The sequence below is a fragment of the Streptomyces camelliae genome (assembly GCF_027625935.1).
GTDB classification, from domain to species: Bacteria; Actinomycetota; Actinomycetes; order Streptomycetales; family Streptomycetaceae; genus Streptomyces; species Streptomyces camelliae.
On record NZ_CP115300.1, the window covers coordinates 6520891 to 6533529 of the forward strand.

Genomic DNA, 12639 nt, shown 5'->3' on the forward strand with positions numbered 1-12639 from the left:
ACCATGACAGTCGCCATCGACCGCGCGACCGGCAAGCGACGCGGTGACCGCGCGCCTCGGCCCGGGCTGGGGCAGCGCATCAGAAACGGCTACCAGAAGTACTGGTACGCCTACGCGATGATCGCCCCGGTGGTCGTCGTCCTCGCGGTGATCGTGGGCTATCCGCTGATCCGCGGTGTCTACCTGACCTTGACCGACGCCAACAGCCTCAACTCGGCGCGCACGATCGGCGTCAATCACATCGCGGCCACGTACAAGTTCATCGGCCTGGGCAACTACAAGGACATCCTTTTCGGCCCGCTGTCGTACGACCGGTTCTGGTCGCACTTCCTGTGGACCGTCGTCTGGACGGCCGCCTGTGTGACCCTGCACTACACCATCGGCCTGGGCCTCGCGCTCATGCTCAACGAGAAGGTGCGCGGCCGCACCTTCTACCGGGTGCTGCTGGTCCTGCCCTGGGCGGTGCCGACCTTCGTCACCGTCTTCTCCTGGCGGATCATGCTCTCCGACTCCGGCGTGATCAACCAGATCCTGCACGCGCTCCACATGCCCCAGCCGCAGTGGCTGGAGGACACCTTCTGGCAGCGGTTCGCCGCGATCATGGTCAACACCTGGTGCGGTGTGCCGTTCATGATGCTCTCGCTGCTCGGCGGCCTGCAGTCCATCGACTCCAGCCTCTACGAGGCGGCCGAGATGGACGGCGCCAATGCCTGGCAGCGCTTCCGGCACGTCACCCTGCCGGGGCTGAGGTCCGTCAGCTCCACCGTCGTCCTCCTCGGCATCATCTGGACCTTCAACCAGTTCGCCATCATCTTCCTGCTGTTCGGCCCGACCAGCGCCCCGGACGCGCAGATCCTCGTCACCTGGGCCTACTACCTGGGCTTCGGGCAGCAGCCACGGGACTTCGCCCAGTCCGCCGCGTACGGCGTGCTGCTGCTGTCGATCGTCACCGTCTTCACCTCCTTCTACTTCCGCTGGCTGAAGCGCAATGACCAGCTCGCCGTCTGACGCCGCAGGAGCCGCCGCCATGAGCACCACGACCCTGGAAAAGACCGAGGCCGCACCGGCCCCCGCCGGCGCCGTGCCGCGCCGGACGCGCGGGCGCGGCGAGCGCGGCCCGCTCGGCACCGCCCTCCTGCACGGCGGTCTCGCCGTCGCGAGTCTGATCGCACTCGCCCCGGTGGCCTGGCTGATCTTCCTGTCGCTCGGCCCCGAGAAGGACGACTACCTGCACCCGGGCAAGATCCTGGGCAAGCTCAGCTTCTCCAACTACAGCTTCGTGCTCCAGCACACCGGCTTCTTCGACTGGTTCAAGTCGACGATGATCGTGGCCGGCGGCACCACCCTGATCGGCGTCTTCGTCGCCGCCACCACCGGCTACGCCGTCTCCCGGATGCGCTTTCCCGGCTACAAGCAGCTGATGTGGGTCCTGCTGCTCACCCAGGCCTTCCCGATCGCCATCCTGATCGTGCCGATGTACGAGATCTTCAGCCAGCTCGATCTCATCGACACCTACTGGGCGCTGATCGTCATCAACTGCACCACGGCCGTGCCATACAGCGCATGGCTGCTCAAGGGCTACTTCGACACCATCCCCTTCGAGATAGACGAGGCCGGACGCGTCGACGGACTGTCCCCCTTCGGCACCTTCTTCCGGCTGATCCTGCCGCTGGCCCGCCCCGGCCTGGCCGTGGCCGCCTTCTACAACTTCATCACCGCCGTCGGCGAGGTCGCCTTCGCGACGACCTTCATGCTGGACGACTCGAAGTACACCTTCGCCGTGGGCCTGCAGACCTTCGTCAGCGAGCACGACGCCCAGTGGAACTACATGGCCGCCACCGCCGTGCTGATCGCGATACCCGTGTCGGTGTTCTTCTACCTCGTGCAGAAGAACCTCGTCACCGGCCTGACCGCGGGCGGCACGAAGGGCTGACGGCCCCGAAAAGAGGCTCCCGCGCACAGCGACAGCGATGCGCGGGTAGGCGGCCGCGGTCCCCATCCGACCCCGCTGTGACCGCGGCCGCCTCGCACACCCCCGGTTCCCGGCACCCCCGCCGCACCCACGCGCCCATGACCAGAACTCGCTTACCCCTCAAGGACGCCATGAGCCAGCAGCACCCTGCCGCACCGGCCCCCCGCTCCACCGCAGCCGCCATCGCCGACCGCCGCGACTGGTGGCGGGACGCGGTCATCTACCAGGTCTATCCGCGCAGCTTCGCCGACAGCGACGGCGACGGCATGGGCGACCTGGAAGGCATCCGCTCCCGTCTGCCGTACCTCCGCGACCTCGGCGTCGACGCCGTGTGGCTCAGCCCCTTCTACGCCTCCCCGCAGGCCGACGCCGGTTACGACGTCGCCGACTACCGTGCCGTCGACCCGATGTTCGGCAATCTGCTGGACGCCGACGCGCTGATCCGCGACGCGCACGAGCTGGGCCTGCGCATCATCGTCGACCTGGTCCCCAACCACTCCTCCGACCAGCACGAGTGGTTCAAGCGCGCCCTCGCCGAGGGCCCCGGCTCACCGCTGCGCGAGCGCTACCACTTCCGCCCCGGAAAGGGGAAGAACGGCGAACTCCCGCCGAACGACTGGGAGTCCATCTTCGGCGGCCCGGCCTGGACCAGGGTGGACGACGGCGAGTGGTACCTCCACCTCTTCGCCCCCGAGCAGCCCGACTTCAACTGGGAACACCCGGCGGTGGGCGACGAGTTCCGCTCCATCCTCCGCTTCTGGCTGGACATGGGCGTCGACGGCTTCCGTATCGACGTCGCCCATGGCCTGGTGAAGGCGGAGGGCCTCCCCGACCTGGGCGCGCACGACCAGCTCAAACTGCTGGGCAACGATGTCATGCCGTTCTTCGACCAGGACGGCGTGCACGAGATCTACCGCCAGTGGCGGCTGATCCTGGACGAATACTCCGGTGAGCGGATCTTCGTCGCGGAAGCCTGGACGCCGACCGTCGAGCGCACCGCGAACTACGTCCGCCCGGACGAGCTGCACCAGGCCTTCAACTTCCAGTACCTGAGCACGGCGTGGGACGCGAAGGAACTGCGCGAGGTCATCGACCGCACGCTGGAGGCGATGCGCCCGGTCGGCGCCCCCGCCACCTGGGTCCTGTCCAACCATGACGTCACCCGCCACGCCACCCGCTTCGCCAACCCCCCGGGCCTGGGCACCCAGATCCGCACGGCGGGCGACCGCGCACTGGGCCTGCGCCGCGCCCGTGCCGCCACCCTCCTCATGCTCGCGCTGCCCGGCTCGGCGTACGTCTACCAGGGCGAGGAACTGGGCCTGCCGGACGTGGTCGACCTCCCGGACGAGGTGCGTCAGGACCCGGCGTACTTCCGGGGCGCCGGCCAGGACGGCTTCCGCGACGGCTGCCGCGTGCCGATCCCGTGGACCCGCACGGGCTCGTCGTACGGCTTCGGCAGCGGCGGCAGCTGGCTGCCGCAGCCGGCCGAGTGGGCCGAGCTGAGCGTGGAGGCGCAGAGCGGCACGCCCGGCTCCACCCTGCAGCTGTACCGCGCCGCGCTCGCCGCCCGCCGGGAGCACCCCGCACTCGGCGCGGGTGACGCGGTGGAGTGGCTGCCGGCCCCGCAGGGCGTCCTGGCCTTCCGCCGCGGTACGTTCGTGTGCGTCGCGAACACCACGGGCAAGGCGGTGACCGTCCCGGCGTACGGCCGCGTCCTGCTCGCCAGCGGCGAGGTGACCGACACCGGCGGCGAGACCACGGTGCCGGCCGACACGACCGTCTGGTGGACGACGGCGGAGTGACAGCCGGATGGCCCGCCGCCCCTCGGGGCGGCGGGCCATTGTCATGCGGTCAGGCGCTACTGCCAGCTGTCGTTCGTCGTGTACCCGGACGAACTGCCCGTCGTGTACGAGCGGTTCGAGCCGGACTCCCAGGTCACGTTCCCGGAGCTGTCCTTCTTGATGTATTTGTACGTGAAGGTCGTGCTCTTGGGGACGATGACGAGCTTGCTCCACGTCGGGTACGCCGCCGAGGACAGAGGGATCGCGTCGCTCGTGTTCCAGGAGCCGAGGGACGGGATGGACCCGACGACGTAGACGTTGGTGCCCAAGGTCGTCGTCGCGGTCTCGTTGAAGGTGACGTCGGTGGCGTCGGTGTCCGCCACGTTCCAGGAGTTGTTCAGGGCGAGTGCCGAAGTCGTCGTCGTTCCCGACCTGTTGGCGTTCGACTCCCATGTCACATTGCCCGAGCTGTCCTTTTTGATGTACTTGAAGGTGAAGGACGTGTTCACCGGCACGTTCACCTCACCCGACCAGATCGGGTAGCCGGTGGACGACAGCTGGATCGCCTTCGATGTGTCCCAGGAGCCCAGCGCCGGGATGGAGCCCACGACGTACACGTTCGTGCCGGACGTGGTCGACGCGTACTCGTGGAACGTCGCGCTCACCGTGTCGCCGGAGCTGCCGCCCGCGTCGCCGCAGCCCACCGTGCAGGTGTAGGAGGAGTTGTAGAAGGCGACGGCGCCCTTCGCGGGGATCGTGAGCGACGCGCTGCCGCCGGAGACGGTCACCGTGCTCTTGCCGCCGTCGATCACGTTGCTGTACGTGCCGTCGGCCATGCCCGTGGCGAACGTGTAGGTGGCCGCGGACGTGCCGTTGTTCAGCGCGAAGAAGCCCTTGCCGCTGCGTCCGAAGCCGATCACGTCGGACGACATGGTCTGCCAGTTGGAGACCGCGGCCGTGTCGGTCGCGTTGTGCCAGGCCACCATGCCGACCACCGAGGTGTCCCGGTCCAGGCAGTACCAGGCGCCGCCGGCGCAGTCCGTGTCCGTGACGAAGCCCGACGAGTTCGGCGGGGCCTGGTCGCTCTGGGTCCACTCCCAGCTGGCGTACACGGTCGGCGTGGACCACTTGTAGGCGAGCTGGAAGAGGTTGGCGAGCTTGTAGGTGTCGCCGTCCTTGTACGACATGTCCGTGCCGTTGCGCTCGGTGTCGTGGTTGGTCACGAACGACACCGAGTTGGCGGCGGGCAGGATGCCGGACGACGACAGTGAGGCCAGGTCGCTCACATTGCCCTGGAACGCCGACTTCATCTTGCCGGCGTAGGTGAAGTCCAGGACGTCACCGGAGCCGTAGTAGTCGCTCGGCTGCGGGGTCGCGCCCGGGTACACCTCCTGGAAGACGTACGGCGCCGTCCCCGACGTGGTGTTGGTCAGCTTGCCCTCGATCGCCGCCAGGTCGGCCGCGGGGATGTGCTTGGCCGCGTCGACCCGGAAGCCGTCCACGCCCAGCGCCAGCTGGGAGTTGAGGTAGTTCGCGAGGCCGGCGCGGACCGTGTCCGAGCCCGTCTTGAGGTCGGGCAGGCCGAGCAGCTCGCAGTTCTGGACCTGGGTCAGGTTCGAGTAGTCCTGGATGGTCAGGTCCGAGGTCGGGCAGTCGGTGGAGTCGTGGTAGTCGGTGCGGGTCCAGTCGGGGGTGGCGTACTTGTTGGTGATCGTCGTGCCGTTGTAGCCGGTGCCGGTCTGCGCGGCCGTGTGGTTGATCACCGCGTCCGTGTAGACCTTCACGCCCGCCTTGTGACAGGCCGTGATCATGGCGCTGAACTTGGCCTGGCTGCCGAAGCGGCTGTTCAGGCTGTACGAGTACGGCTGGTAGACGTCCCACCAGTAGTAGTTCGTCTGCTTCAGGGACTCCTCGGGCGGTGCCACCTGGACCGCGCCGTAGCCCGCCGGACCCAGCACGTCGGTGCACTCAGAGGCGATGGAGTCCCAGTTCCATTCCCACAGGTTGGCGATCACATCGCCCTTGGCGGTCGTCTTCGCCTGGGCGGGGGTCGCCGGCAGGGCGAGCACGCCCGCGAGCGCCAGGGCGCCGGCGGCCACGGCCCCTGCCGTCCTGCGGACGACACCCGGCGAGCCCGGGGGTCGGTGTCGGTTTCCGGTCATGTGCGGCTCCGAAGAAGGGGGTGGGTTTCAACAACCGGTGAGCCTGCGGCAGTTGAGAAGGGCACGTCAAGGTTGACGCTGAAACTTCTTGCTATGAATTTCAAGACTCTTGCAGTAAAGCTTTCGGCGGCGATACGGTCGCGCGGGGTCGGACCCAAGAGAGCCGCATTCGCAAGGAGTTACCGCCTGTGATACCGAGAGCGAGACGGGCCGCGGCCGTCACCGCGACAGCCCTGGCCGCCGCCCTGATCCAGCCACTGGCGGCCCACGCAGCCACCCCGCCCGCACCCCCGTCGGACGCGGCGCTCGCCGCCCAGCCCGCCCGGCACGACGACACCCGCGAGCAGTTCTACTTCGTCATGCCGGACCGTTTCGCCAACGGGGACAAGGCCAACGACCAGGGCGGCCTGACCGGCTCGCGCACGGTCACCGGCTACGACCCCACCGACAAGGGCTTCTACCAGGGCGGCGACCTCAAGGGCCTGACACAGAAGCTCGACTACATCAAGGGGCTCGGCACCACCGCCATCTGGATGGCCCCCATCTTCAAGAACCAGCCCGTGCAGGGCACCGGCGCGAACGCCTCGGCCGGCTACCACGGCTACTGGATCACCGACTTCACCCAGGTCGACCCGCACTTCGGCACCAACCAGGACCTGAAGACCCTCATCTCCAAGGCCCACGCCAAGGGCATGAAGGTCTTCTTCGACGTCATCACCAACCACACCGCCGACGTCGTCAGCTACAAGGAGAAGTCCTCCGACTACCTCTCCAAGGGCGCCTTCCCGTACCTGACGAAGGACGGCAGGCCGTTCGACGACGCCGACTACGCCGACGGCACGAAGAAGTTCCCGGCCGTCGACAGCAACTCCTTCCCGTACACCCCGCAGGTCACCAGCAAGAGCAAGGTCCCGGCCTGGCTCAACGACCCGACGATGTACCACAACCGCGGCGACTCGACCTTCGCCGGCGAGTCCGCCACCTACGGCGACTTCTCCGGCCTGGACGACCTGTGGACCGAGCGTCCCGAGGTCGTCCACGGCATGGAGAAGATCTACGAGCGCTGGGTCGAGGACTTCGCCGTCGACGGGTTCCGGATCGACACCGTCAAGCACGTCGACATGCCGTTCTGGACCCAGTGGGCGACCGCACTGGACACGTACGCCGCCGCGCACGGGCGGAAGAAGTTCTTCATGTTCGGCGAGGTCTACTCCGCCGACACCTCCCTCACCTCCCCGTACGTCACCCAGGGCCGCCTCGACGCCACCCTCGACTTCCCCTTCCAGGACGCGGCCCGCAGCTACGCCTCCCAGGGCGGCAGCGCGCAGAAGCTCGCCAACGTCTTCGGCGACGACTGGAAGTACACGACCGACAAGGCCAACGCGTACGAGCAGGTCACCTTCCTCGGCAACCACGACATGGGCCGCATCGGGTACTTCCTGAAGCAGGACAACCCGAAGGCCACGGACGCCGAGATCCTCAAGAAGGACGAGCTCGCCAACGAGGTCATGTTCCTCAGCCGCGGCAACCCGGTCGTCTACTACGGCGACGAGCAGGGCTTCACCGGGTCCGGCGGCGACAAGGACGCCCGCCAGACCATGTTCGCCTCCAAGGTGCCCGACTATCTCAAGGACGACGAGATCGGCACCACCCGCACCCACGCCAGCGACTCCTACGACCCCGGCGCCCCGCTCTACCGGCAGATCGCCGCCCTCTCCAGGCTCCGCACCGCCAACCCGGCGCTGACCGACGGCGTCCAGACCGAGCGGTACGCGGCCGACGGCGCCGGGATCTACGCCTTCACCCGGACGGACGCCAGGACCGGCCAGGAGTACGTCGTCGCCCTCAACAACGCGAGCGAGCCGAAGACGGCCACCTTCGCCACCGGGTCCGCCGGCATGGCGTACCGGGGGATCTACGGCGCCACGGACGCGGTGAAGTCCGACGGGGACGACAAGGTCACCCTCACCGTCCCGGCCGAGTCCGCCGTCGTCTACCGGGCCACCGGCACCCTCGCCCAGCCCGCGGTCAAGCCGGTGATCACCCTCCAGGCCCCGGCCGCCGGAGCCACCGGGACGGTGTCGCTGAGCGCCGACGTTGGGGGCACCTCCCGGTCGAGCGAAGCCGAGACTGGGGGAGGCGGCCGGCTGAACCGGGTCGTCTTCGCCGCCCAGGTCGGCAACGCCCGGTGGCAGGTGCTCGGCTCTGCCGACCACGCCCCGTACAAGGTCACCCAGACCCTCGACAAGGCCGTACCCGCCGGGACCGCGCTGCGTTACAAGGCCGTCGTCGTCGACTCGGCCGGGCACACCGCGAGCGCCACGGCGAGCAGCACCTCCGGCACCCCGCCCGCGCCCCCGGTCCCCACGGCCTCCTCGCGGGACTACGTGATCGTCCACTACAAGCGCACCGACGGCGACTACGACAACTGGGGCCTGTACGCCTGGGGCGACATCGCCGACGGCGAGGCCACCACCTGGCCGGCCGGGCACCCCTTCACCGGCCGGGACGCCTGGGGCGCCTTCGCCTACGTCAAGGTCAAGCCCGGCGCCTCGACCGTGGGCTTCCTGGTCGTCGACAAGAACGGGAACAAGGACGTCTCGGCCGACCGGGACATCGACGTCACCAAGAACGGTGAGGTCTGGGTCGAGCAGGGCAAGCCGGACGTACAGACGACGAAGCCCGCCTATCCCGCCCAGGACACCACCAAGGCCGTCATCCACTACCACCGCGCCGACGGGAACTACGACGGCTGGGGCCTGCACGTCTGGACGGGTGCCGCGAACCCCACCGACTGGTCGAAGCCGCTCCAGCCGGTGAAGACTGATGCCTATGGCGCGGTCTTCGAGGTGCCGCTCACCGCGGGTGCCACCAGCCTCAGCTACATCATCCACAAGGGCGACGACAAGGACCTGCCCACCGACCAGTCGCTCGACCTCAAGGCGAACGGCTACGAGGTGTGGCTGTTGAACGGCCAGGAGAAGTACCTGCTCCCGCAGCCGGCCGGCAGCACGGCCGCACTCGACCTGACCACGTCCAAGGCGGTCTGGATCGACCGCGACACCGTTGCCTGGAACGGCGCCGACGGCGCCGCCTCCACCCAGCTGCTCTCCTCCCGGGACGGCTCGATCGCCGTCAAGGACGGGACGCTGACCAGCGACGACGAGCGCTGGATCCGGCTGGAGAAGACCACCCTCACCGACGCCCAGAAGGCGAAGTTCCCGTATCTGAAGGACTACACCGCCTGGTCCGTCGACCCGCGGGACAGCGGCCGGGTGCGTACGGCCCTCACCGGCCAGCTCGTCGCCTCCCAGCGCGCCGCCAACGGCGCCGTGCTGGCCGCGACCGGCGTGCAGATCGCCGGCGTGCTGGACGACCTCTACCCGGGCGCCACGAAGGCCCGGCTCGGCCCGGTCTTCCACGACGGGAAGCCGACCCTCTCCGTCTGGGCGCCGACCGCGCAGAGCGTCTCGCTGGAGCTGGACGGTTCGGTCAAGGCCATGCACCGCGACGACACGACCGGCGTCTGGTCCGTCACCGGCCCCGCGTCCTGGACGGGCAAGCCCTACCGGTACGTCGTGCGGGTCTGGGCGCCCAGCGTCCGCAAGATGGTCGTCAACAAGGTCACCGACCCCTACTCGCTCGCCCTCACCGCCGACTCCGAGCGCAGCCTCGTCGTCGACCTGGACGACCGGTCGCTCGCCCCGAGCGGCTGGGCGGCCCTGCGCAAGCCCACGGCCGTACCGCTGAAGGACGCGCAGATCCAGGAGCTGCACATCCGGGACTTCTCGGTCGCCGACAAGACCGTCCCGGCCCAGGACCAGGGCACCTACCTGGCCTTCACCGACAAGAACAGCGACGGCTCGAAGCATCTGCGGGCGCTGGCCAGGGCCGGCACCTCGTACGTGCATCTGCTGCCGGCCTTCGACTTCGCCACCGTCCCCGAGAAGAAGGCCGACCAGGCGAGCCCGGCCTGTGACCTGGCCTCCTACCCGGCCGACTCCGACCAGCAGCAGGCGTGCGTGGCGAAGACCGCCGCGAAGGACGCCTACAACTGGGGCTACGACCCGTACCACTTCACGGTCCCCGAGGGTTCCTACGCCACCGACCCGGACGGCACCGCCCGCACGGTCCAGTTCCGCAAGATGGTCCAGGCCCTGAACGGGGACGGCCTCCGGGTCGTCATGGACGTCGTCTACAACCACACCGCCGCCAGCGGCCAGGCCGACACCTCCGTGCTCGACAAGATCGTGCCCGGCTACTACCAGCGGCTCCTCGCCGACGGCAGCGTGGCCAACAGCACCTGCTGCTCCAACACCGCACCCGAGAACGCGATGATGGGCAAGCTGGTCGTGGACTCGATCGTCACCTGGGCCAAGGAGTACAAGGTCGACGGCTTCCGCTTCGACCTCATGGGCCACCACCCGAAGGCCAACATCCTGGCGGTCCGCAAGGCGCTCGACGCGCTGACCGTCGCCAAGGACGGCGTCGACGGCAAGAAGATCATCCTGTACGGCGAGGGCTGGAACTTCGGCGAGGTCGCGAACGACGCCCGCTTCGTGCAGGCCACGCAGCAGAACATGGCCGGCACCGGCATCGCCACCTTCTCCGACCGGGCCCGGGACGCGGTGCGCGGCGGCAGCCCCTTCGACTCCGACCCCGGCGTCCAGGGTTTCGCGTCCGGCCTCTACACCGACCCCAACTCCTCGTCCGCCAACGGCACGTCGGCCGAGCAGAAGGCCCGCCTCCTGCACTACCAGGACCTGATCAAGGTCGGGCTGAGCGGCAACCTCGCGAAGTACCGCTTCACGGACACCGACGGCAAGGAGGTCACGGGAGCCGAGGTCGACTATGGCGGCTCGCCCGCCGGCTACGCGGACGCTCCCGGTGACGCCCTCGCCTATGTGGACGCGCACGACAACGAGTCGCTGTTCGACGCGCTGACCTACAAGCTGCCCGCGAAGACCGGCGCCGCCGACCGGGCCCGGATGCAGGTCCTGGCGATGGCCACGGCCGCCCTCTCCCAGGGCCCTGCCCTCTCCCAGGCGGGCACCGACCTGCTGCGCTCCAAGTCGCTGGACCGCAATTCGTACGACAGCGGTGACTGGTTCAACGCCATCCACTGGAACTGCGCCGACGGCAACGGCTTCGGACGCGGGCTGCCGATGGCGGCCGACAACCGGTCGAAGTGGTCGTACGCGGGTCCGCTGCTGAGCTCGGTCAGGGTCGGCTGCTCCGACATCACCGCCGCCTCGGCCGCCTACCAGGACCTGCTCAGGATCCGTACGACGGAGAAGGCGTTCTCCCTCGACACGGCCGCGCAGGTGCAGGACGAGCTGTCCTTCCCGCTGTCGGGCAAGGACGAGACACCGGGTGTGATCACGATGAAGCTCGGTGACCTGGTCGTCGTCTTCAACGCCACCCCGCAGCGGCAGGAGCAGACGATCGGCGCCCTCGCCGGGACGGCCTACCGGCTGCACCCGGTGCAGGCCTCCGGCGCCGATCCGGTGGTGAAGACCTCCTCCTACACGGTCGGCTCGGGCACGTTCGGCGTCCCGGCACGGACGGTGGCGGTGTTCAGCCGGTCGGACAAGTAGGGTCGTTCCGGTCGCCGTAGAACAGGAGTGCTCATGCCGCAGATCACCGTCGACTTCTCGTACAACGCCGAGGTCATCTCGGACACCTTCGTGCGGGAGCTGCACGAGACGGTCGTCGAGATCGCGGCCGCCAGGCCGGAGGCCTGCAAGACGCTGTTCCGGGAGGGGCACACCGGCTACGGATACGAAGGGGTCGCGGACGAGAGCCACCACGTGGTGCACGTGACCATCGGGCTCCTCGCCGGACGCAGCGAGGAGACGAAGGCCAAGCTCACGGAGGCCGTGCTGGACGTGCTCCGCAAGCACGTGGCACCGCAGGACGGGGTCACCCTGCACGCCTCCGCCGAGGTCCGCGACCTCGACGCCTCCTACCGGAAGTTCGAGCGTTAGGAACCCAGGGCGATGAGCCGGCCGACCAGCTCCGCGAAGGGGCCGTCGGCCGGCTCGTCCTTGACCATGGTCTTCAGCAGGGCCGCCATCTCCTCGTCGTAGGCGGCGCTGACCGCGGCCAGTGCGGCGAAGTCGTGGACGAGCTGGAGCTCCAGCTCGGCGCGGGGGACGCGCCGGCCGTCCAGCCAGAGCAGGGCCGTGGACTCGGCGAGGGAGATCCAGGAGCGGACCACCAGCTCCAGGCGCGGGGGCGCCTCGGCGATCTGGAGATGCGCCAGGATCTGGTCGTACGCCGCCTGCCGTACGGAGTCGATCAGGGCGTTGGTGGCCGACACGTGGTCTTTTGAGCGGACTCCGTCCGCGGGGACCGCCGGGCCGCCCCGCATCAACGCCGAGAAGCCCGGACCGTGTTCGTCCACGAAGTCGAAGTAGCGGCGCATCACGCGCAGCAGCCGGGCGCCGACCGGGCCCTCGTGCGGCTCGGCGAAGCGTGCCGCGAGATCCTCCGAGGCGCGCTTCAACGCGGCCTCGTACAGGCTGAGTTTGCCGGGGAAGTAGTGGTACACCAGTGGGCGTGAGATGCCGGCGGCCGACGCTATCTCGTCGATGGAGACCTCGTCGGGCGAGCGTCGGCTGAACAGGTCGAGGGCGACGCCGATCAGCTGCTGCCGCCGCTCCTCGACGCCCATCCTGCGGCGAACCCCGGTACTCATGCGAACACCTTACCGACCGGTTCG

At 68.9% G+C, this 12639-nt stretch carries 7 protein-coding genes; 5 read left to right on the top strand and 2 right to left on the bottom strand.

The genetic code is table 11. The annotated features are described in order from the left end of the window. Positions 1 to 3: 3 nt before the first annotated feature. From O1G22_RS29910 to O1G22_RS29920, 3 genes are all read left to right on the top strand, one after another. Positions 4 to 1008, top strand: a complete 1005-nt coding sequence (locus O1G22_RS29910) for a carbohydrate ABC transporter permease (protein WP_270084159.1) — start codon at positions 4 to 6, stop codon at positions 1006 to 1008. A 19-nt stretch (positions 1009 to 1027) separates the two neighbouring features. Next, complete coding sequence (locus tag O1G22_RS29915; protein ID WP_270084160.1) at positions 1028 to 1933, top strand: sugar ABC transporter permease; 906 nt, start codon at positions 1028 to 1030, stop codon at positions 1931 to 1933. 170 nt (positions 1934 to 2103) lie between these two features. Beyond that, on the top strand, positions 2104 to 3774 hold the full coding sequence (locus tag O1G22_RS29920; RefSeq protein WP_270084161.1) for a glycoside hydrolase family 13 protein: 1671 nt from the start codon (positions 2104 to 2106) through the stop codon (positions 3772 to 3774). Positions 3775 to 3830: 56 nt separating this feature from the next. On the opposite strand, the gene O1G22_RS29925 is transcribed toward O1G22_RS29920, so the two are convergent. Further along, the gene (locus O1G22_RS29925) at positions 3831 to 5915 is read right to left on the bottom strand and encodes a carbohydrate-binding module family 20 domain-containing protein (RefSeq protein WP_270084162.1); all 2085 of its coding nucleotides are present in this window, start codon (positions 5913 to 5915) and stop codon (positions 3831 to 3833) included. Between the two features lie 188 nt (positions 5916 to 6103). Here O1G22_RS29925 and pulA point away from each other — a divergent pair, with 188 nt between their 5' ends. After that, positions 6104 to 11512: a pullulanase-type alpha-1,6-glucosidase gene (gene pulA / locus O1G22_RS29930; protein ID WP_270084163.1), complete on the top strand. Its 5409-nt coding sequence runs from the start codon at positions 6104 to 6106 to the stop codon at positions 11510 to 11512. Between the two features lie 33 nt (positions 11513 to 11545). Further along, entirely contained in the window at positions 11546 to 11902 is a 357-nt protein-coding gene (locus O1G22_RS29935) for a 5-carboxymethyl-2-hydroxymuconate Delta-isomerase (RefSeq protein WP_225097137.1), read from the top strand. Here O1G22_RS29935 and O1G22_RS29940 read toward each other — a convergent pair. Then, positions 11899 to 12615 (bottom strand): TetR/AcrR family transcriptional regulator, encoded by a 717-nt coding sequence (locus O1G22_RS29940; protein WP_270084164.1) that lies wholly within the window; start codon positions 12613 to 12615, stop codon positions 11899 to 11901. The genes O1G22_RS29935 and O1G22_RS29940 overlap by 4 nt on opposite strands. Between the last annotated feature and the right edge of the window lie 24 nt (positions 12616 to 12639).

Bases quoted from the DNA above. Each gene is read 5' to 3' on its own strand.
- O1G22_RS29920 (WP_270084161.1), top strand. From the start codon at position 2,104: ATGAGCCAGCAGCACCCTGCCGCACCGGCCCCCCGCTCCACCGCAGCC.
- O1G22_RS29935 (WP_225097137.1), top strand. From the start codon at position 11,546: ATGCCGCAGATCACCGTCGACTTCTCGTACAACGCCGAGGTCATCTCG.
- O1G22_RS29940 (WP_270084164.1), bottom strand. From the start codon at position 12,615: ATGAGTACCGGGGTTCGCCGCAGGATGGGCGTCGAGGAGCGGCGGCAG.
- O1G22_RS29915 (WP_270084160.1), top strand. From the start codon at position 1,028: ATGAGCACCACGACCCTGGAAAAGACCGAGGCCGCACCGGCCCCCGCC.
- O1G22_RS29910 (WP_270084159.1), top strand. From the start codon at position 4: ATGACAGTCGCCATCGACCGCGCGACCGGCAAGCGACGCGGTGACCGC.
- O1G22_RS29925 (WP_270084162.1), bottom strand. From the start codon at position 5,915: ATGACCGGAAACCGACACCGACCCCCGGGCTCGCCGGGTGTCGTCCGC.